At 51.4% G+C, this 22,831-nt stretch carries 14 protein-coding genes; all 14 read left to right on the top strand.

The window, feature by feature from the left end; all coding sequences use genetic code 11:
* Positions 1 to 4 precede the first annotated feature (4 nt).
* The 14 genes from ACI5FR_RS18335 to metK all read left to right on the top strand — a co-directional run bounded on the left by ACI5FR_RS18335 (position 5) and on the right by metK (position 22,676).
* Positions 5 to 322, top strand: a complete 318-nt coding sequence (locus tag ACI5FR_RS18335) for a DNA-directed RNA polymerase subunit beta (RefSeq protein WP_405456882.1) — start codon at positions 5 to 7, stop codon at positions 320 to 322.
* 118 nt (positions 323 to 440) lie between these two features.
* The gene (locus ACI5FR_RS18330; RefSeq protein ID WP_405456881.1) at positions 441 to 1,007 is read left to right on the top strand and encodes a CDP-alcohol phosphatidyltransferase family protein; all 567 of its coding nucleotides are present in this window, start codon (positions 441 to 443) and stop codon (positions 1,005 to 1,007) included.
* A gap of 131 nt (positions 1,008 to 1,138) precedes the next feature.
* Positions 1,139 to 1,570 (top strand): 3-hydroxyacyl-ACP dehydratase FabZ, encoded by a 432-nt coding sequence (fabZ, locus tag ACI5FR_RS18325; protein ID WP_405456879.1) that lies wholly within the window; start codon positions 1,139 to 1,141, stop codon positions 1,568 to 1,570.
* Positions 1,571 to 1,608: 38 nt separating this feature from the next.
* Complete coding sequence (locus ACI5FR_RS18320; protein WP_405456877.1) at positions 1,609 to 3,321, top strand: phospho-sugar mutase; 1,713 nt, start codon at positions 1,609 to 1,611, stop codon at positions 3,319 to 3,321.
* 30 nt (positions 3,322 to 3,351) lie between these two features.
* Positions 3,352 to 5,379, top strand: a complete 2,028-nt coding sequence (locus ACI5FR_RS18315; RefSeq protein ID WP_405456875.1) for a DUF5693 family protein — start codon at positions 3,352 to 3,354, stop codon at positions 5,377 to 5,379.
* Positions 5,352 to 6,497, top strand: a complete 1,146-nt coding sequence (gene csaB / locus ACI5FR_RS18310) for a polysaccharide pyruvyl transferase CsaB (protein WP_405456873.1) — start codon at positions 5,352 to 5,354, stop codon at positions 6,495 to 6,497. Before ACI5FR_RS18315 ends, csaB begins: the two co-directional genes overlap by 28 nt.
* 8 nt (positions 6,498 to 6,505) lie before the next feature.
* On the top strand, positions 6,506 to 7,249 hold the full coding sequence (locus ACI5FR_RS18305; RefSeq protein ID WP_405456871.1) for a WecB/TagA/CpsF family glycosyltransferase: 744 nt from the start codon (positions 6,506 to 6,508) through the stop codon (positions 7,247 to 7,249).
* A gap of 169 nt (positions 7,250 to 7,418) precedes the next feature.
* Positions 7,419 to 8,504 carry a glycosyltransferase family 4 protein gene (locus tag ACI5FR_RS18300; protein ID WP_405456869.1) on the top strand — a complete coding sequence of 362 codons (1,086 nt, stop codon included), beginning with the start codon at positions 7,419 to 7,421 and terminating at the stop codon, positions 8,502 to 8,504.
* A 266-nt stretch (positions 8,505 to 8,770) separates the two neighbouring features.
* Positions 8,771 to 14,191, top strand: a complete 5,421-nt coding sequence (locus ACI5FR_RS18295) for an S-layer homology domain-containing protein (protein ID WP_405456866.1) — start codon at positions 8,771 to 8,773, stop codon at positions 14,189 to 14,191.
* A gap of 470 nt (positions 14,192 to 14,661) precedes the next feature.
* Entirely contained in the window at positions 14,662 to 17,709 is a 3,048-nt protein-coding gene (locus ACI5FR_RS18290; RefSeq protein ID WP_405456865.1) for a hypothetical protein, read from the top strand.
* A gap of 296 nt (positions 17,710 to 18,005) precedes the next feature.
* On the top strand, positions 18,006 to 20,174 hold the full coding sequence (locus tag ACI5FR_RS18285) for a hypothetical protein (protein WP_405456864.1): 2,169 nt from the start codon (positions 18,006 to 18,008) through the stop codon (positions 20,172 to 20,174).
* A gap of 105 nt (positions 20,175 to 20,279) precedes the next feature.
* Entirely contained in the window at positions 20,280 to 20,909 is a 630-nt protein-coding gene (locus ACI5FR_RS18280) for a hypothetical protein (RefSeq protein WP_405456862.1), read from the top strand.
* A gap of 92 nt (positions 20,910 to 21,001) precedes the next feature.
* On the top strand, positions 21,002 to 21,280 hold the full coding sequence (locus tag ACI5FR_RS18275) for an alpha/beta-type small acid-soluble spore protein (RefSeq protein ID WP_405456861.1): 279 nt from the start codon (positions 21,002 to 21,004) through the stop codon (positions 21,278 to 21,280).
* A 187-nt stretch (positions 21,281 to 21,467) separates the two neighbouring features.
* A complete protein-coding gene (gene metK, locus ACI5FR_RS18270; RefSeq protein WP_405456859.1) occupies positions 21,468 to 22,676 on the top strand; it encodes a methionine adenosyltransferase in 1,209 nt (402 codons plus the stop codon).
* Positions 22,677 to 22,831: the final 155 nt, after the last annotated feature.

The raw sequence follows: 22,831 nt of genomic DNA, 5'->3' as shown, positions 1-22,831 counted from the left end.
TAACGTGAAGCCGAAGGATCTGAAAGCGCCTGCCGCTCGTCCGGCCTCGACCGGCGATGGGTCGCCATCCCCGTCGCAAGCGAAGCCAAACCCGCCGAACGCGAAGCCCAACCCACCTGCCTCTTCCGCCAAGAAGCGCATGCCTACCTGGCTGCGCCTTACGCTTCGGGTTCTCCGGACCATCGCTATTCCGCTGCTTTGCCTCCTTGCCCTCGTAATTGGAGTGCTAGTGGGCTACGGTTATGTAGGCGGACGGGATTACGGCGACGTATGGAGCTTGGACACTTGGAAACACTTGTTTGAATTAGTATTTGCCGAATGAACACTCCCAGTCGGAACGGACGATTGAATCGTCGGTTCTGACCCCGACGGGAGTTTTATTTTTAGGGTAAGAACGGTATAATGAATGGATGATAGTACGATGAGGGAGAGGGTTGCGATTGAATCTTCCTAACTTGCTGACGCTATGTCGCTTTGGGTTAATCCCGATATACGTCCTTTTTTATAGCCTCGGGTACATCAAGACCGCTTTCGGCATCGTCGTGCTGGCGGGAGCGACCGATGTATTGGACGGCTATTTGGCGCGAAAACGGGGCCAGGTCACGGCCATCGGAGTGATGCTCGACCCTCTCGCCGACAAATGCATGATGGTGACCGTCATCATCTCGCTGCTCGTCACCGGCCGGATTCCGTGGGAAGCCGCCGTGGTGATGCTGATCCGGGACGCAGGGATGATTTTCGGCTCCGCCTTCTTCCACTTCCGGGGAAAGCGCACCGTTCCCGCGAATACGATGGGCAAGGTGGCCACGGTGCTGTATTATTTGGCGTTCTTGTTCGTCTTCTTCGATCAACCGCTTGGGATTGTGATTCTCTGGTCGGCGATCGGTCTGTCGTTCTTGGCTTCCTTCATCTACATCGTGCTGTTCAAATCGCTGAATCAGGAAGCACCGCCGACGCCCCCTTCTCCGCCGCAAGCCCAGCCCCAGGACGCAGGAAAAAGAGCATAGGGAAGCCCATTCGGGGGATCTTGCCCTATGCTCCTTATGTGAACCTTCTCGCCTGCAGACGGGAAGGGACATTCGTTAGTCTAAGTACATCCCGATCGAATTATGCGCTATACATGAAAGGAGTTGCCCACATGCTGGATATTAACCAAATTCAAGAGATCATTCCGCATCGATACCCGTTCTTGCTCATTGATCGGATTCTGGAGGTAGAGGAGGGCGTTCGCGCCGTCGGCGTGAAGAACGTTTCGATGAACGAGCCGCATTTCGCCGGCCATTTTCCGGGGTATCCGGTCATGCCGGGCGTGCTGATCGTAGAGGCGCTGGCGCAAGTGGGCGCGGTCGCCATTCTGAAGATGGAAGCGAACCGTGGCAAGCTGGCGTTCTTCGCCGGCATTGATGAATTTCGGTTCCGCGGGCAAGTCGTCCCGGGCGATACGCTGACGCTGGAAGTGACGATTACCCGGCTGAAGGGCACGATCGGCAAAGGTCAAGCGGTTGCGAAGGTCGGCGATCAGGTCGTGGCCGAGGGCGGGCTGATGTTTGCCCTGTCGAACAAGAATTAAGGGATCCTAGTTGCTAGGGGCTGAAGGAGGAGAACGGCTTGGATAAAAGTACAGCGCAACTTCGCTATGAAGCGTGGAGGAACGATGCGACCCTTGACGAGGCCACTCAGCAGGAGCTTCGCTCGATTGAGGGACAGGCGGCCGAGATCGAGGATCGCTTTTATAGAGATTTGGAGTTCGGGACCGGGGGCCTGCGCGGGGTGATCGGGGCGGGGACGAATCGGATGAATCGTTACACGGTCGCCCAGGCCACGCAGGGACTCGCTCAGTACGTGCTCGAGGAGCAGCCGGCGGGCGGTGCGGTGCCGCCTTCTGTAGCGATTGCGTACGACTCCCGGCACCAGTCGCCGGAATTCGCCCTGGAGTCGGCGCTCGTGCTGGCGGGGAACGGCATTCGCGCGTACGTGTTCGACTCGCTCCGCCCTACGCCGGAGCTGAGCTTTGCCGTGCGGCATCTGCGCGCGACGGCCGGCATCGTCATCACCGCGAGCCATAATCCCCCCGAGTACAACGGGTACAAGGTGTATGGCGCCGACGGCGGTCAGCTCGTGCCTGCGCACGCGGAGCGGGTGCTCGCGCACATTCAGGCTACGCACGGACCTGGGCAGGTCCGGCGGCTGGCTCAGGCGGACGCTGTGGCGCAGGGCTTGCTGGTGTCGATCGGCGCCGAAGTTGATGAAGCGTTTTTGCAAGCCGTGACGGCGGTCAGCCTGCATCCGGATGAAGTACGCTCTGTGAGTGCGGACTTCCACATCGTGTACACGCCTCTGCACGGCGCGGGCAACGTGTCCGTTCGCCGGGCGCTGGCGGCGATCGGCTTTCAGCATGTGCATGTGGTGAAGGAGCAGGAGCTGCCGGACCCGAATTTCACCACGGTGCGCTCTCCGAATCCGGAGGAGCGTGAAGCGTTTACGCTCGCTCTTGCATTAGCGAAGACCGTCAATGCGGAGATCATTATAGGCACCGATCCGGACTGCGATCGCGTCGGAGCGGTCGTTCGGAACGGGGATGGCGAATACGAGATTTTGTCGGGCAACCAATCGGGCGCGATCCTGACTTATTATTTGCTGAGCGGTTTAAAGGAGCAAGGAAGGTTGCCTGATAACGGCGTCTTGATAAAGACGATCGTCACCAGCGAGATGGGAGCCGTCATTGCCGCCTCTTACGGAGTGCCGACCTTGAATACGCTCACCGGATTCAAGTATATCGGCGAGAAGATGACCGAGTTCGAAAGGACCGGCGCCCATACGTTCCTGTTCGGCTACGAGGAGAGCTACGGCTATTTGGCCGGCAACTACTGCCGCGACAAGGATGCGGTGCTCGCCTCCATGCTGCTCTGCGAAGCCGCGGCGTACTACAAGAGCCAAGGCAAGACGCTCTATGAAGTGCTGCAGGAGCTGTACCGAACTTACGGGACTTACCTGGAAGCGCTCGAATCGCGCACGATGAAGGGCGTGAACGGCGTGGCCGCCATTCAAGGCATTATGGCCGATTGGCGCTCGAATCCGCCGGCCGTAGTTGGTGGCGTGCCTGTGGCGACGATCCGGGATTATGCCGAGGGGATCGAAGGTCTTGTGAAGGCGGACGTGCTGAAGTATACGCTGGCGGACGGCTCTTGGTTTTGCTTGCGCCCATCGGGTACCGAGCCGAAGATCAAGGTGTACTTCTCCGTCTGCGGGCAGACCGCGGCCGAGTCCCAGTCTAAGCTGGAGCAGCTGCGGAAGGACGTTATGGCACGCGTAGATGGATAGACTAGCATAAGAAAGTTAGGAGTGGACGTAGTGCTGGAACGGTATTTGCAATACAACCGCCGGGTGAGCCGCTGGCTGTGGGTGCTGGTGATCTTAGGCTTGATCGCGGCGTTGCCGCTGGCCATGGAACGTGTGCAGACGGAGCGCTCCACGAAGAACGTCGAGATCGTCTTCGACTACCGGGACTTGCTGGAAGCGTCGCAATACAAGCCGAACCCGCAAGCTTACGTGCAGGAGCAGCTGACCCGGCTGAAGGAGGCCGGCGTCTACTCCATGGCCGTCTACGAGGCGACTTTGGAGGAGCTGAAGTACAGTCGCAGCATCCAGCTCTACACGGCGAACGAATATGCGGCGATGACCGGCAAGCCCGCGGCGATTAACGAGAACTTCACGTATTTGCTGTTTACGTCGACCGAGGCCAAGAACACGCTTCAACCCATGATCGAGAATGTGTACCGAAACCGGGTGAAGACGGAGGTGCGGCCTTGGACCTTCAATGGCCAGAGCGGGCTCATCATTCAGCTTCCTTATGAGGAAGCGAATACGAAGCCGCTGCCGCCGGATCCGATGGCGATGGACAAGCTTAAGAATCAATATGGTTTTCATATTGTCGCCCGGTTGTCGAACCGCTTGCAGCCCTTTTCCAAGGAGGAGTTCGAGGCCGTCGTGAAGAGCTTCAGCCACTATGGGGCGAAGCGCGTGATCTTCGATGGAGCGCAAGTGACGGGCTACGACGAGGATCCCGAGAAATCGCACGTCGCGGACGTTGTGGAAGTCTTGAAAGAATACAAGATGGGTACGGCGGCGATCGAGCGGCTGAAGGCACCTCAGAAGGGCTTTACTGTCTCCTTCGTTAACAAGCTGGGCGGCAATGCGGTGCGGGTATTCCCGCTGTACGAGACCGAGGCCAACCTGAAGCCGGATGTGATCGCGGATAAGTTCGTCTTAGGTGTGAAGGACCGGGATATCCGGATGGTATTCCTGAACACGAAGGCGGGCAAAGATCTCGACAAAGGCTTCATGAACGACTATATGGACAACCTGATCGATAGCTTGAACGGGCCGGATGGGGCCATCAAGCGGATCGAGAAGTTCGGCTTCGACATGGGCGAGGCCCACGCTTTCGTGGAGCACGGCAAGACGATTAGCTGGCTGAAGCTTGTTCTGCTCGTTGGCGGCACGGCGTTCATTGCGCTGACGATCGGGTATTTCGTGAATTCGCTCGTCTTGATCTTGTTTCTTCTCGGCGTGGTCGGGATATTCGGCCTGTACGGCCTCTCGAATTCGGTCGCGCGTCAAGCGATGGCCTTCGGGGTAGCCGTCTGCGCACCGACGTGGTCGACGATGTACGCCATCCGCACCATTCAGGCATGGGCGCGGAATGGGGTCCGGCCTAACGTGGGTCGAGCGGTGTGGGTGTTTTTGCGGACTTCGGTGCTTACTGTGGTGGGGATTGCCTATGTGGTCGGGCTTTTAACCGGGCTCTCCTACTACCTCGTGCTGGAGCAGTTCCGCGGGGTGGCGATGCTGCATTTGCTCCCGATGGTGCTGGTCGGCTTGTACGTCCTCTTGTTTTTGGGGCAACCCGGGCTGCGAGGCGCGATTCAGCGGGCGCGGACGATATTGTCCGCCAAGATCAGCATTCTGATGGTCGTCATTGGCGGCGTCGCGTTGGTCGCCGTCTGGTACTATTTGACCCGGACCGGCAACGAAGGACAAGCCTCTAGTCTGGAAAAAACGTTCCGTACCCTTCTGGAAGACACAATGGGCGTCCGGCCGCGCAACAAAGAGTTTTTATTTGCGCATCCGCTGTTTATACTGACCGCCTACTTGTTTATGAAATATAAGAATGCGGCTTACTTGTTCGCCGGGGCCGTTATGGGCCAATTGTCCATGGTCGATACGTTCGCGCATATCCACACGCCCGTTCTGATTTCGCTTACCCGAATCACGTACGGCCTGATCTTGGGGCTGATCATCGGCCTGATTGCCGTAGCCGTGTGGGAAATCTTGGCGAGGAGTTGGAAGCGTTGGTCGCCTTACCTGTTCGAAAAATAGCGATCTCGGGCTATTACGGGTTCCAAAACAGCGGGGACGAGGCGGTGCTGCAGTCCATACTGCTGGCGCTGCAAGCGGAAGGCGAAGCCCAGGGCATCCGGGTGGAGCCTATCGTACTGTCGGCGGATCCAGCGTGGACCGAGCGCACGTACGGCGTAAGAGCCGTTCCCCGGATGAAGCTGGGGGAAGTTGCGGCGGCACTGCGGCAATGCGACGGCCTGATCAGCGGGGGAGGCAGCTTGCTGCAGGATGCGACAGGTGCGCTCACGATTCCGTACTACTTGACCATTCTGCAACTGGCTCAATGGTTCGGCAAACCTACCTTTATATATGCGCAGGGGATCGGACCCGTCAATAGGCGCTTGTATGATCCGTTTATTCGGGGCATCTTTAAAAGGAGCCGGTATCTTTCCGTCCGAGACCAGGAGTCAGCGGAGCTGCTGCAACAGATGGGCGTACCTGCGGCCCGGATTGACGTCGTTCCGGATCCGGTAATGGGTTTGCGACTGCGCGAGTCGGCTGAGCGCAAGTCTGGGAAAGAAGGGCAAGCCCCGGTTGTGGGTATTTCCGTACGGTACTGGAATAAGGAGCGGGCCGAGCTGAACGCCCTTGCTGAAACATTGAAGCAAGTGTTGTCGCTGTCGGAACGCGAAGTGACCCTGCGGTTTCTTCCGTTCCACCTGCCTTCCGATGTGGAAGCCTCCGGATACGTCATGGAGCGACTGCGCGAGCTCTCAGTCGAGCCGAGTCGACTCCAGCTTGTAAGCGGAGTTACGCATCCGCAGGATATGCTGGCGGAAGTGAGCGCTTGCGACGTTCTGATCGGGATGCGGCTGCACTCCTTGATCTACGCTGCCTCGCAGAGCGTGCCGCTTGCCGGCTTGTCCTACGATCCGAAGATCGACCAGTTCTTGCATCGGCTCGACATGAGGGCGTCGGCATCGACTTCGACCGACGGCACCGAGTTCGATCCGGGCCGAGTCGCCGGCGAGGTGCTGGAGCTGCTTGAGCACGGAGAGGCCTGGAGGGCGGCGAAGCGTGATCGGATCGAGCGCCTGCAGCAGGAAGCGCAGCGTCCCGCGCAACAAATCGTCTCCATTTTGCGTCCGAAAGGATGAAAGACCGCATGACATTTTCTACCGTTTCGATATTTGGGGTTCCGTTCTCCAAGATGAGCATGGCGGATACGGTTGCGTATCTGACCGAAGCGATCGAGAGCCGGAAGCCCCATCAAGTCATAACCGCCAATCCGATCATGGTCATGGCCGCGCTGCAGAGCCCGGAGTACATGGCGATGATGAAGCGAGCCGAGTTGATCGTCCCGGACGGCACCGGTGTCGTCTGGGCTGCTTCCTATGTGGGCAATCCGGTCGCGGAGCGGGTGCCGGGGATAGAGCTGATCCACAAGCTGTTCGCCGTTTGCGAGCGCCGCGGCTGGAAAGTGTATCTCCTCGGTGCCGCGCCGGACGTCGTTCGGGAAGCGGGTCTGAAGATTGCGGAGCAATTCCCGAACCTGAACATCGTCGGGGTGCGCGACGGCTACTTCGGGCCGGATCAAGACGCGGAAGTGATCGCGTCGATCCGGGAGACCGCTCCCGACCTGCTGCTAGTCGGCCGTTCGGTTGAAGGCCAGGAGCCGTGGATCGACCGCTACAAATCGCAGCTCCAGGTTCCGGTCACCATCGGCGTGGGTGGCAGCTTCGACGTCATTTCGGGTCGGCTGAAGCGGGCTCCCGCCTTGTTCCGCAAGCTCCGGCTCGAATGGCTGCATCGGTTGCTCAAGGAGCCGAAGCGCTACAAACGCATGCTTGCGTTGCCGAAATTTGCAGTGAAAGTGATCCGCGAAAAAGAGAACGTCCAGAAAACGTGAGAAATCACGAGAAATCTGCCTAAATGCCGGTTTATTTCCCATTTTTAGCTGTGGTAATTCTATGGTTCAGGGAGTATAATGTGTCCGTTGGCCTACATGCCTAGAAGGGAGACCTGCCCAGTCTCCTTCGTGAACGATAGAACAGAAGCAGGGGGGTGCAAGAAGACAGATGGTATTTCTATATGGAATCGGCTTTCTCGCGGCTTGTTTGTTGGCGATTTGCTTGACTCCTGTTGTGAAACGATTTGCCTTCTTAGTTGGCGCCGTAGACAAACCAAATCAACGTAAAGTTCATACGCGCATTATGCCGCGTTTGGGCGGATTGGCCATCTTCATCGCCTTTGTCGGAGCTTTCTTCGTCATTGCTCCCGCCGTTGATGATTATAATGTGAAAGTAGCTTCAGCCTTGCTTATCGGCGGTTCGATCATAGTGCTGATCGGGGCTTTGGACGATAGATTCGATTTGTCTCCGCGGGTCAAATTGGCGGCTGAGATTGTAGCGGCTCTTGTGATTGTGTTTTATGGGGATATCCAGATTGAACTGTTGAATCTGCCTTTCGGCGATGCCTTCGAGACCCGTTGGCTGAGCATCCCGCTTACGATCCTCTGGATCGTAGGGGTTACGAATGCCGTGAACCTGATCGACGGCCTGGACGGACTTGCGGGTGGGGTATCCGCGATTGCTACCGGTACGATTCTCGTCATGGCGATTATCATGGGCAATCCTACGGTTATCGTCCTGAGCGTGCTGCTGTTGGGCAGCGTGATCGGGTTCCTGTTCTACAACTTCCATCCCGCCAAGATTTTCATGGGAGACTCAGGTGCGCTCTTCTTAGGGTTCAGCCTGGCTACTTTGTCCGTCTTAGGATTTAAGCAAGCTACGGTCGTCTCTTTCATCGTGCCTATCCTGATCCTGGGCGTTCCGCTGTCCGACACGTTCTTTGCTATCGTTCGTCGGAAGGTGAACAAACTGCCGATCTCGGTGGCCGATAAGAATCATTTGCACCATTGCTTGCTTCAGTTCGGCTTCAGCCATCGCAAGACCGTACTGGTCATCTACGGCATTTCCCTTTTCTTCGGGACGTGCGCGATTGTGTTGTCTCAAACTACGCTGCTCTGGGTGACGCTGGTGTTCGTGGCGGTGATCCTGCTTATTCTGCAGCTCGGCGCCGAATGGATCGGCATTGTGAGCAAGAGCAAGCGTCCGGTCATCAACTTGTTCCTCCGGGTGCGTTCCAAGTCGACGTCCAAGTAAGTGGAACTTTTTCTGAATTAATATCGATTATGGGAAACCAATCCGGGGACGGGTTGGTTTTTTTGCGTTTGTTTCATTTTTCGGCATCTCTAAAATTTGACTCAACCCTGACCGATAACAACTATACGTGAAACTTTTGCTTCAGGCTCCGCGTCTACATCATCAGCCATGTCATATTCTGGGAGAGGAGATCGAAACCGTAGCTGCGAGGACCTGTTTAGATAGTAGAGAGAAAAAGAACGATCGAACATAAGGAGGAACCGGTTTTGAAGAAGTCCTACCGCAAGTGGACAAGTCTCCTCGTGGTCTTGTCTATGCTCATGAGCCTTTTCCCCGCGCTGACGGCCTACGCCGCTACCTCGCGGATTACGATCAACGGGCTGTTCATCTCGGAGTCGCAGCCGGATTTGAAAGAACCTCTGGTCACGAGATTGACTACTAATCCGATTAGCCTGCCAGTAACAATCGAGAACATTAGCGATAACCAGATCCCTAACCTGTACTACGAGATCACAAACGTCAGCATGGGCGGATCTCCAGTGGCTGATAAGTCCAATAAAGCCCAGAAGACCTCTCAGTACGATGTGGTCTTCAACAATGTACTGCTGACTGAAGGTTTAAACAAAATTACTGTTAAACTCGGGGATACAAGCGTTGTTTCATCTGCTCCAGCCTGGGTGTACTATACCCCTACGACTAATTTGGAAACCATCAATGTGAATGGCGTTCCGTTCCAAGATGGGAAGATGTATCCCGAGAACCCGCAACAATCGACAATGTTGAACATTTCGGGAACCGCGCCAAACGCGACGGAAGTCAAGGCATACTTGTATGGCGATCCTGTGGCTAAGAATGCTTTCTTTAGCAATGGCAGTTACTTCTTTTTGGCTGACGATATTAACAAGCCATCTTCTACGGCAGCTTTCCGCTTGCGTCCGGGCGACAACCCATTGACGATCATGGCGGTGAACAACTCGAGAACGTATGAAATCCAAAAGAATCTTATTTATGATAATGGGAAGCCGTTCGCTTTTAATGCCAAAATTGGCGAGTTGGAAAATGACGGGACTCCTGTTAAGGATGGCTTTGGGAATGTAATCCCTCCACAAGATTTGATCAAAACTCCAACCGTTACCAAGCCTAAGGCGCAAATTTCCGCGTACTTAAAGGATGATCTCACTGCATTAGGCGATCTCCAGTATAAGTTCGTCGAGGTCATGGTTGGCGGTCAACGCTTTGGTCCTTACAATTTGGATGGGGCTAACGCTGCACCAAGAGTGTTTTCTTTGAATACGAACGTTTTGTATGAAGGCTATTCTGCAACAGACTTGTTCGTAACCGGGCAAGCCTTGTCCAGTTCGGCTTTGCTCACGTTGAAAGCTAAAGACGGTACAGCAGTTTTACCAGATGCAGCTCCCATTGCCCTGAACAGTAGCAACACAGTAGCTGCTTATCGGATTCCGGCTGGCTTGCTAACCGCAGTTGGTTCCCCCTATACGGTAGAGGTTGAGGTTGGGAACAGCCTGATTCATGATAGTGTGCTCACGCTCGCAGTTAATGCTCCAACTGGCATCACTACGCTTCCTCGCCTAGATGGCAATGCGATTACCAGTCCAGTTCCTCCGGGGACGGTGACATGTCCGACATCAACAATACCAATACCGTGTGGAGATTACGTCAAAGCCGGCACTGCGCCAGCACCAGCCTCATTCACGATCTCTACGGCACCGGATCCAGCCGGTAATACCTACGGCATGCAGATTACAACCGTTCAGAACGCACCGGTTGCTACGCTTACAGGAACGGGGGCAGGACCAGTATCCTTCCCAATGCCAACCATCCAGAATGAGGGAATGTATAAGTATCGTATTACCTATGCTGGTGTCACGGTCATGGAACGGGCATTCACCGTGGGCAAGAAAGATCCGACTCCGCCTAGTTTGTCCATCAATGGCCCTAGAGTATTGAGTCATGCAGGGGCTGTCGCTGGTTTTTCAACCACAAATCCAACTACGCTGTATTTTAGTGGCGCTAACTTGGGGACAAATGCTTCCGATATTCAGAATCCAAGGTTAGTTGCGGGAGCTACTACTATAGCTCTTGAAGTAGTGGAAGTAAAAGACACCAGTATCTTGTTCAAGATTCCAAACCAATCCGCCTTGAACCCGTTGACGAACTATCAACTGGCATTCGACAAGAGGCTTCGCTATCCCGACGGTTCCCTAGGCAGCACCGTCCCTTATTCCAGCGGAGCTACTGTAGCGGAGTCGGTATATGCCTCTTCTACAACCGGTACCATTGCGATTACTGGAGTTACGATTCCTCAAATGTTGCCTTCTGAGGTTAATACGACCACGTTCACGGTAACAGGAGTCGGCATCGATCCGTCTAATCTTACGCTTACAGTTACGAATGAAGACGGTTCTAATCCCAGAAACGCTGCCAATGTAGCGGCAGGAGCTACCTCGACTCAAATGAATGGGAACTTCAGCACTATACCGGGCTTGATCGCAGGCGGCTACATGTTGAAGGTAATCAATAAAACTACAAACGAAGTGCTTGGACAGTACCCGTTCGTAGTGGTGGATCCAGCTCTATCCGGATTTGCGGAAGTTGGTGGGGATCTTCAGGCAATCGGGACTAATTTTGGTCGTGATGTGAATCTACTCAAGCTTCGCTTTTCGCTGAATGACAACCCAGCGCAATTCGTGGAGCAGACCGCCCAGTCCATTGAAGCTGGAAGACGCGCAATTTTCGATATTCCGAATGGACTGTCAAACGGGGCGTATACTTTAACTTTGCTGTATAACGACACGGTGGTAGGGAATCCGTTCCCTTATAATGTGAGTGCTGCAGCCACAACGTTGAATGAGGTTGCTGCCTGGTCCAAAACGAACCGATACAAAGTATTCGACTTTTCGGCCAAGCTGGACATTCCCACAGACAAGGTTCAAGTCGTTGAGTTCCGCTTCTTCAACTCTTCGAATGATGTGGTGCCGCCTACGTCATTCACGTTTAATTATGTAGATCCAAACCTGCCGTACATCGAGAGTACGAAACGTTCCGATGGGATGCAATTGGTCGAAGGCGGACGGAATGATATTACCGAACTGCCATCGACACTTACTATTACCACGGATCTGAAGACGGAGAAAGTCAATGTCTATATAGGGGATTACACTTCAAGCACTCCTATCGAGACTTCATTGGATCAATTTGTATTAAATGCAGATGGAACAAAACGATTATTTAAATACTCGATTCCTGGGACGTTTAATAATGGGATTACTAAGGTTACTTTTATCCCTTCCACTAATGCAACACCAATGTCCAAGGCTGGGGAGAACTATTCAGGTAGACGACAGTACGACCTAACGATCTCCAATACGCCATATCTGATTGTGAATAACATTTACCACGGCCGGGTTGTAAAAAACCCGAATTTGGAGATTACTTGCGTAAAGCCGACCGAATCGATTGCAACAGGTAGCTGTATTTCAGGAAAATTGGTCAATATCCCGATTCCACTAGGCAATCCGTATTCGGTTGAAGTCATTGTGAATGAGAGCAAGACCAACACTTTGGTTGCTGAGCCAGATTTCAACACCTTCTATGTACAGGTAGGTAATTTTGTAGAAGGTAAAAATACGATCAAATTTAACGTAATCAAGAATGGCCAAATTGTAACTTCAAGCTCTTATGAATTGTTTGTTTTCAGCACCGATGCACCTGAGTTCTTGTCCATTAAACCGGTGGAAACCACCGATGTGCCGAAATTCGTACTAGGGAGTCAGGCAGAAACGTATTCAACGAATGAAACATCGGTATCCTTCTCCGGTCAGTTTGCTAACGCGAGTGAGATCAAGTTGACCGTTCGGAGCAAGGATGGAAACGGGGTGCCGGTAGTCAAGTACGACCGGAGATACAATAACTTTACGTCCGCGGAGCCTTTGAGCGCGAATCCTAATTTCTTTAAACGTCTGAACAGCCCTTCGGCTGGTCAATTTGAAACGAACCCCATCACGTTGGCAACCAAAGGAGAAACGATTTTCGAATTCTCGATCACGAACGCATCTGGCATTACTGTCATGCGCACCATCACGATTAGCCGTGAGCCGTTGCCGTTCGTCATCAAGTACCCGACACTCATTACGAACGAGAAGGGCGAACTCCAAGCCAATATCAACAGCAACTACATCGAGATTGAGATGGAAGCCGAAGGCGCCGATAGCGTTGTGTTCGGCAAAGACATGGCCGTTCAGCGTGAAGTGATTGATGAGAATAGCGTCAAGCGCAAGCGGTTCTTCTATGAAGTCGATGATCTCAAAGCAGGCAAGAACAGCATTAGGTTCACGGTCAATCGCGGGACTCAAAAAACGAATGGGACATTTGTTCTTTATAATGTGGACACACCGGTTGAAGGGGCACAGTACAAATCGGCGCTAAAGTCTTCAATCGATGCATTCGATGGTAAAGTGAAGCTTGTGTTCCCGAAAGGAACGAACTTCATCCGCAATGAGCCAGGTGCAGTGAATCAGTTCCTGACGGCTGATCGGAAAATTTTATTCGGCATTGCTAGCCAAGCCGATGGACGTGTCGACAAGTACAGACACCCATCAGTAACAGACGGGCAATCACCCAAATTCCCGTATGCTGATACGAGAATAGGAGCGCAGTATTTGAGCGAGCCGAGCGGTCGTTTCCGTCCTGCAGGACCGTTGATATGGATTGACGCCGGCAGTATTCGCAAGAATGAGACGGACATGAACAAAGCACTAAGCGGAAGTGGCCGGCTTCCATATGACAATGAGACCTTCTACTCAAGAAGTAAAGAAGATCAAGTGGTCCCGACAGAGCGAGGGACACTGACGCTGAAGTACGATTCGATTATCCGTGATGATGCTTGGAAGTATGTTTCGGTCTATCACTTCGATATATACGAAGACTATACCGGAACAACACAATGGCGGTGGAGAAATCTCGGCGGGGTAATCAACACATCGAATAACACCATTACAGTACCGTTCGATACCTTTGGGTATTATCAAGTTATGTATATGGGAAGCAGTTACGATGACGTAACGGGCCATCCATGGGCTCGTAACGAACTCGACACTCTGTATTCGAAAGGGCTTATGCTGAACAAAGAGGCCTCCGCATTCGTTCCAAACGATGCGATTACTCGCGGCGAGTTTGCGACGATGCTTGTCAAGATTTTCGACATTCCGTTGCAATACACGGAACAGCCGACCTTCACGGATGTACCGCGTGTCAACATCTTGACCCGCCTGTACGACTACAAGTACATCGAGACGGCCGCAAAGGCGGGGATCGTCCGTGGTGCAGCTCTGGGCCGGTTCTTGCCGGACAGTGCCATCACTCGTCAGGATGCTGCGGTCATGATCGCCCGTGCAGCTGATCTGAAGCTGGCGTCTGATTCGACGCTGGATAAGGTTCTGGCTAACCTGCAAAAGAGCTTTACGGATGCAGAACAGATCGACATCTACGCCCGTTCCTCTGTAGAAGCCGTCACTAAAGCGGGGTTGATCGAGGGTAAAGAGAACGTACTGCAGCAAGGCCAGACGAAGGCCACCGTTCGCTTTGATCCGCTCAACACCTTCACCAGAGCGGAAGCCGCGGTCGTCGCGATGCGCGTGCTCCAGCAGCAGAAGAAAGTGCCTAAATGATGACCCTGAGCTGTCGGTCTCCGGACCGGCAGTTCTTTGTTTTCATCGGGCTGACCCGGTCGGTATTACTGGAAAATACTTAATAATGACGTATGCTGATAGATGGTTGTATACTAAGCACGTAGCCGATACAAACAGCATCAAAGTATAGCACACATATCAACTCTGCTTCAGAGCTTGAACGCATGGCATACATAGTTCGAAAAAAAGTTTTTTGCGGGACGCGCAACTTTTTTTAGCCCTCTGCGTTTAATTAAGTGAACCAAGCAGAACACCGGGAACTGAGACGGATACTTGGGTAATTTTCACAAATATCTCTTTACGCTAGATATTCACCATTGTATAATGTTATAGTGGTGTCTATGTCTCTAGTTTTCTATCCAAAATTTGTTTACTAGTTTCTGTGACATTTTGTTGCAGACATTTTATAGTAAATAACGCTCAGCTCTGGGAAGGGGGTGAAATGGCCGATGAGTGAATCGAGCTTGATTTTAGAACCAAATTCTCAAACATTGAATGGTAATCGAGGAGGAGAAAAAAAGGTTATGAAGAAAAGTTTATCCGTTCTTGTAGCAGGTGCAATGGTTTCTTCCATGTTTGCATCCATCGCATTTGCCGCTGACACTCAATTGACGACACAACAAAAGTTAGACGCACTTATCGCAGCAGGTATCTTCGACAAAGACGGAACTGGTAACGGTTCTGAGCTCGACGCTAACATGACTCGTGAGCAACTGGCTAAAATCTTGTTTAAGCTGAAGGGTCTGACTGAAGTATCCGGTACTAGCTATGGTGACGTAGCAGCTGACCGTTGGTCCGCTGGATTCATCCAAGCAGTAACTAAGGCTACTCCTCCGTTGATGGAAGGCCAATGGGAAGGCGTATTCAACCCGGCTGGCGATGTAACCATTGAGGAATTGGCTACTGTAGCGGTTCGCGCATTGGGTCTCCAAGTTGACAGCAGCGCTTCTGTAACTGGCAAAGTATCTGATTGGGCTAAAGGATACGTCGGTGCAGCTCTCAAAGCCGGAATCCTGCCTAACACTTTGACGGACTTCACAGCAGAAGCTATCCGCTCACAGCTGGTTGAAGTTACTTACGCTGCGAAAGATATCGTAAGCGTTCCTGGAAAGGTTTCCGTAAAAGAAGCTAAAGCAACTGGCGTTTCCAAAGTACAAGTAACTTTGGACAAAGCAGTTGACACAGCTAAGGCAACTCTTACTCTGAAGAAAGGTGCAGCAACAATCACTACTACTGCTACCTGGTCTGACGATAAGAAAACAGCCACCTTGGCTCTGAAGGACACCAAACTGTCTGCTGGTGATTACACTGTAACTCTTGGTGGTCTTGAAGCATCTGAGATTGCAACGGCATCGGCAAGTTTCAAAGCAGAAAACGAAACGGTATCCAAGATTGAGTTCGTAACTGCTAGCGAAGAGATCGCAAAGGCACCAAAAGTAACTTTGAAAATCAAAGCTTCCAACCAGTATGGCGAAGCTGCCTCGTTCCCGGCAGGATCTTATTCCTACCTCGTATCCGCTAATGGTACGAATCCAAACCTGACTAAGGGTGACGACGGCCTGCTTCAATTGACTTTGAATACTTCTGGAGCTGACCTGTTGACAGGAATTGGCGTTGTGCCGATTACGGTGTATCACAACGAAACTCGCACAACGGTTACTAAGACCTTCAAAGTTGGTACAGAAGCTTATGTAGCAAAAGTTGAAGCTGCTGAAGCTACTTACTCTAACGAGCGTAAGGCCTTAGCATCTACAGATGACAAAGCTACAATCAAATTGACATTGTATGATCAATACGGCGGTGTCTTTACAAAGGATTCTATCAATGCTACACAATCGAACAAACCAAATATTCAAGCATTGGTAAGCCCGTATGAGCCAAACTTCAAAGAAATTACAGCTGATGCTGAATTTAAAGAAATTACTGTTCAACTCAATAAGAATGTTGAGAAGAACGGTGAATACACTATCACTATCTATGCAGGTACTTCCAGCACAACTGCAAAGGTAAAGGTTGAGTCTTCCAAGGTAGCTAACAAAGTTGAATTTGTTGATTATGCTGGCACCCTTGCAACTGGCGACGTAAATAAGTACATCGTAATCAATGCATATGATGCAGCAGGCAACAAACTTTCGGCAGACGACATCGTTACCAACGCACAAGCTGGTCGTTTCTCTGTATCCATCAATGGTGCAATCACTGCAAGCGAAGCTACTGACACTAGTGTCGTGGGTACCACTGGAATTGTGAAATATGGCGAGCACAAAGGTAAGATCAAGCTTTCCGAAATCAATTCCCCTGCCAAAGGCATCGTATATGCAAACTTGGGTATCTATACAGCCAATGTTCAAAACAATGCAACATTGACCGTTCCAGTTGTAGATGCTCGTGTTCCTAGCTCGATTTCGATTGACACTGAAGCCGCTACTAAAGCTGTTCTTGGTGCAGAAAGCAAGTTCAAGTTCTTGGTGAAGGACCAGTATGGTGAGAAGCTGGATTCCGTTGCTACTTCGAGAGTAGAAGCTGACGACTACAAAGTGGTAGTTACGGTTGCGGACGCAACATATGGTGGCTTGAAAACGCAAAAGACAGGTAATGCAGTGGTAGTTAGTGGTACGGAGTATAGTGCAACAGGATTCGCTGACTTTAACGCTGGGTACATCTTCACAACAACTGGTGTTGTAGGTAAAGTAGAATTCGAAGCTAAGTTGTATGACACAAAAACTGCGACTGCCCGTGAGATTGCATCTGTCAAGAGATCTATCGAAACGGTTAACGCAGCTACAACCAATTTGACTTATTCGATCAATGCAATCACTGATTTGTTCGCTGCACAGGATAGCGCGTTGATTCCTGCAGCAGATAAGGCAGACGATGCTGGGAAATTTGGAAGCACTCTTGCTAAAGCCATCACAATCACTGCTAAAGACGGCGCAGGCAATGTTGTTGCTTTGCCAGCTAAGGGCCTGATCCAAAATGTTACTTCTTCGAATCCTACTGCAGTGACTGCTGTCGTATACGGAGCTCAAACTGAAGCCAAAGTGCTTGGTAACAAAGCTGGAACGTCTACGATTAATGTCTTGTTCCAAACTGCTAAAGGCGAACTTCAAACCCAATCTGTCGATGTTGTATCTAAAGCGGACGCTGTTGCAGCTGTAACTGTAACTGCAAATGCAGCTAAGACGATTAGTTCACTTACTGGTGCTACTCCTCCAGTGGCAGTGACAGCTGTTAACTTGATGGGCTTGAAAGTGAAGGACAACTACGGTATCGAGTTCTCCGGAGCGAATATTGCTAAATACAGCAACTTTATCGGAGTACTGTACTCTGTATCGGATGTAAAACTTATCAATCCGAATGCTGCTGCAAGTGCTGCTGACCTTGTAACAATTGACCAAGCAACAGGTGCAGTAACAAGAGGTGCTAACGTTGCAGAGTTCGTCCTGAAAGCTACGACGAACAATGGTAAGACAGCAAGCACTGTAGTTACTCCATAATTTGGAGCTTGAGAAAAGAAGACCCGACAGGGTCTTCTTTTTTTTTGGTACGCCCAGCGTGGGCGCCATCTTTAGGGCCTGAAGGAAGCCGAAGGCGTCTGAAGTTCCAGAAATCTAGAAAGCAATCTGCTTTTTTACCGAAAGAAACGCCCGACCTGAATGTAGGAGTTGTGAGAGGATGACATTAGTCACCCCAGAATAAATAAAATCCAATTCCGCGAAACAAACCTGTCACATATATCGTCTATACTTATGATAAAATCTATTTATTCCCAAGTAGGAGGAGGCCCGACAACGTGGCAAAGCCATCAAGGTTCAAGCGATTAACGGTCCAATCGGCAGTGGTATTCACCCTTTTAGCGGGAGCAGTAGTACCGTATGCTTATGCGGACCAAGCACAAATAACAGCGAGTAATGAATTGTACAATCTCCCATCAGTAGGATCGGTATACATAACAGATAAAAGTTATTTTGAGATCAAGGAAGCGAATCTCTCGGTTGGTTCCGATCAGAATGTGGTGAACTTCAGAGTTAAGATTTACAACGGAGAGGCCAGCGATCTTTCACTGATTGATTACTGGATCAAACTGCAGTCCACTTCGGGAATCAAATACACGGTGAATGTGGCGCCTCAGGATAAGGACAAAAACACCATTTCCCCACAATCGAGTCAAGAAATCATGTTCTATGCTAAAGTGGGGCCTACGGTTGGGCTAGCCGATTTGATTTTCAAAATCATCAAGTGGGATTTCAGTATTCCAGGGTTCGAAAAGAACTTAGGGGAAATCACGTATCCGGCAGATTATAACAATGTGGTGCCTGCGTATCGGAAAAGGAATCTACAGATTTTAAAAACGGCGGTTACGACAAGCATTAAGAAAGCAACGATTGCTAGCAACCAAGACAATTACTTACCTACCTTGCTTGTGGAGTTGCAAAATGCGGACACCCGTAGTCTGAAGTTGCCGCAGCTCCAATTCTCGATTCGGACACCAGATGGTCTTCAATACCCGCTACAAACAACGAACCTTACAGATAAAACAACGATTGATCCGCTTATGAAGAAGGAAATAACGCTAAGTGGCACGATTCCTAAATCGATCAGCGCTGAAGGGTGGCAGTTGGTTGTGGAGCAAGTCGCCGATACCGGCAATACGGGAGCCGTTAACTTGACATTAGGCGTATTTGAGGTGCCAAAGCCGGTTGAGTCGGAGCTGTCCACCGAGAAAGAGCAATCCTTTACCAGTAAAGACGGTACCTATATCGCGAAACTGGAGACGATTGAACGGTTGCCTTGGGAAGATCAAGATTTGATCTCAGTGAAGTTAAGTTTACGAACCAGTGAAGATAGGTCATTGCCCATTCCGAATCTCAGCGGATACTTCAAGTTGGACGACAATGTGAAGGTGGATGCGAAGCTTATTCGGCTGGACAATGTAATTGGACTTCGTTCGGATAAAGATGTAGAAGTTCAGTTGGTAGGGAAAATTCCGTATACTTACGAATTCTCGGATGTTACGATTGTGCTTCAAGAAGCAGCAAGCACTGGAGGGACTACAACTCCAACTGGAGACACAACGGGATCCGAGCTTGTTCAATTCAAAGTAAGCTCCACGATGGACAGCGTGCCGCTTGTTAAAGCCGGAGAAAGCATTGGTATTGGCGGTGTAGGCCGGAGTGGCGAGTATCAAATTCATTCAATCCAAACGTTCCAGGGAAAGACCTCTGAAGTATTCGCTGTGCAGTTAAGTGTACAGAATAGTGAAAAACGCATGAATGATCTCAGTAAGCTCGTAGCTTATTTCAAAACAACCGATGGCACAATGATCCCCGCGGAGCTTAGCCAAATCAAGAATAAGATCGCCCCTTCCAATAAGGCACTCCTGAATGTTTCGGCCTCGTTCATGAAGGATGGGTCTAATCAGGTGAATCAATTGATTATTGGTGAGGCCTTAACCGATGGTAAATTTACAACTGGAGATGGCAAGCCGGACTCCTACGTTAATGCCGTTTCGTTTGCAATGCCAGTTGAGAACACGACACCGATTAATGAGATCAAAAATATTGAAATGTTCCCGTATCAGCTCAGCCTCAGCAAGGTGGGGACTTCCATTAAGATCGGCCAAGCGAGCAATAATGTGAAAGTGAGTTTCAACTATGACCTGCAGAAGCAAGCAGGTATTGAAGTCAATGCCCAGGATTACAAAATTGTGTTCGAAATGGAAGATGTGAAAGGACTGGCAAAACTGTCGCAAGTCCTGGATGTTGAAACAGCGGCTCAAGCGGGAAGCACAACGGTTCTTCAGTTGGGTACTAATTCGATGGAATTCAATTTGACGGATACAGAGCTGATTTATAAAACTCAAAACCTGCAAAAATATAAATTAAACATCTACCAGCAATTCAAGGATCACAAAAAATTAATCGCATCTAAAGAATTGGATTGGTTTGTTTATTCAGATTAATCAAACGTTTGAACACCAAAGTGCCGAGTCTGTGTCTGCGGAGACACGGCTCGGCTCTCTGTGCTATAGTAGGGAAGGAGATTGCTAGACACGGGAGGAGAACCGATGCATCCTAAGAAACTGAAATTGCTCTACGTCCCTGTATTGTTAGGCGGAGCCATCTGGCTGGGTACAACGATCATCTCGAATGCAGCGGACGGGGGCACGACAAGCAGCACGCAACCGGGCTCTGTAGACGACCCTGTGATCACCAAGAGCTATTTTGACCAGCAAATCAATCAAAAGGTGGCCGAAGCGATTACGAAGCAACCGGCGACCGATGCGGCGATTCAGCAGGCCGTGGCAGCGGAGATCGCGAAATTGAAGCAGGAGCTGGCCGCAGGAGGGCTAGGATCGGGCACTGGAAGCCCAGGAACAGGTTCGGGTACTGGAACGACTCCGGGCACCGGGACAAGCGTTGACGGGCAGCTCCAAGTCGTCCAGCTTCCCCCAGGCAAGACGATCTATGCCGGCGTAGGCGCGGAGCTGATCGTACGTACCGGCAAAACGATAGCGGTGAGCAACGACGATAACGGCATCCCCGACGTAACTGCAGGTAAAGACATCCCAGCCGGAGCAGCCGTCGAGAACAACCACCTGTTGATCTTCCCGCGTGAAGGACGCGGCGTTAAGCCGGATCCCAAAAATGTAGGCGACATCTATATTATGGTGCGCGGCGGCTATATTATTCCTTAACCTGTTTTCCCCGGTTCTGACAACAAGATGGACGGGTGAACAAAGTCACCCCAGCCATACTATAGATACACCACTCAAGGAGGTCTCTGTAGATGGCTAGAAATCGACAACTGGTACCCGAGTGCAGCAAAGCCTTGGATCAAATGAAATACGAAATTGCCGCAGAGCTAGGCATTCCCGTGGGCGCCGGCCGGTCCAGCGTGCATAATGTCGAATTTGCAACCGAGCTCGGTACGGTGGCAGCCGGCAGTGTAGGCGAGGATTATTGGGGGCATGTGACGTCCCGGGATGCTGGCGCCGTAGGAGGCACCATTACGCAACGTCTGGTTCAATATGCGCAGCAACAATCCATGCAAACTTTGCAATCTTAACCATCATCTTTGGGCGTTCCTTTTGTTGACACCTGTCGACAAATCCAGTAAAATTTTATGTTGAAGGTCATGCTATCAGATGCAACCTTTTCCAATCGGAAAAGGTTCATTTTTTTGGGCGGAGAACGCTTCGTGTGTAGATTCAATGATCTTATTATATACTATGTTCCAGGAGGTTGATTCACACATGGCAGTAACGAAGGGCAGACGTTTGTTCACATCCGAGTCGGTAACAGAGGGACATCCGGATAAAATATGCGATCAAATCTCGGACGCCGTGCTGGATGCATTCCTGCAAAACGATCCCAATGCGCGCGTAGCTTGCGAAGTATCCGTAGCGACGGGCTTGGTGCTCGTGATCGGGGAAATTAGCAGCAGCGCCGATTATGTCGATATTCCGGCGATCGTTCGCAAAACGATTAAGGAAATCGGCTATACCCGTGCGAAGTACGGCTTTGACGCGTCAACTTGCGCGGTATTGACTTCGCTGAACGAGCAGTCCGCCGACATCGCAATGGGCGTCGACAAGGCTCTGGAGGCCAAAGAGGGCACCATGACGGACGAGCAGATCGAAGCGCTCGGCGCCGGGGACCAAGGCCTCATGTTCGGGTTCGCCGTGAACGAGACTCCTGAACTGATGCCATTGCCAATCGCCTTGGCGCACCGTCTCGCTCGCCGCTTGTCCGAAGTGCGCAAGAATGGAACATTGCCTTACCTGCGTCCAGATGGCAAGACGCAAGTGACCGTCGAATATGACGAGAACAACAAACCGGTTCGGGTAGATGCAATCGTCGTCTCGACGCAGCATGCCGAAGAAATCACCCTGGAGCAAATCCAAAACGATATCAAAGAGCACGTGATCAAACCGGTTGTACCGGCTGAATGGCTGGACGCAGCCACGAACTACTTCATCAACCCAACAGGTCGGTTCGTCATCGGCGGACCGCAAGGTGATGCTGGCTTGACCGGCCGCAAGATTATCGTCGACACCTACGGCGGTTACGCTCGTCATGGCGGCGGCGCATTCTCTGGTAAGGATCCGACGAAGGTCGACCGTTCCGCGGCATACGCTGCGCGCTATGTAGCTAAGAATATCGTCGCCGCTGGCCTGGCCGACAAATGCGAGATCCAATTGGCGTATGCCATTGGGGTAGCGCGTCCAGTGTCGATCTCCGTCGACACGTTCGGTACAGGCAAGGTGAGCGAAGAGAAGCTGGTGGAAGTGATTCGCAGCAACTTCGACTTGCGTCCGGCCGGCATCATCAAGGAACTGCAGCTCCGCAACCCGATCTATCGCCAAACGGCTGCTTACGGCCACTTCGGCCGCACCGATATCGATGTACCGTGGGAGCGCACGGACAAAGCCGAGCAGCTGCGCAAAGAAGCGCTCGTCTAGAACCCAACAGGCACCGCGAAACACATCACCGCAGACCACTCTATGAGCGAATCCCTTGAATCGCGAATAGGGTGGTTTTTTGTATGATTTTGCCGAAATTGCACGGAAAATATAACAGTTAAAATCTCCCAAAAGACCTAGATTTATGCGAGAAT

The organism is Paenibacillus sp. HJGM_3, assembly GCF_045062745.1.
Lineage (GTDB): Bacteria > Bacillota > Bacilli > Paenibacillales > NBRC-103111 > Paenibacillus_AA.
This window is presented reverse-complemented; position numbering and strand designations above follow the sequence as displayed.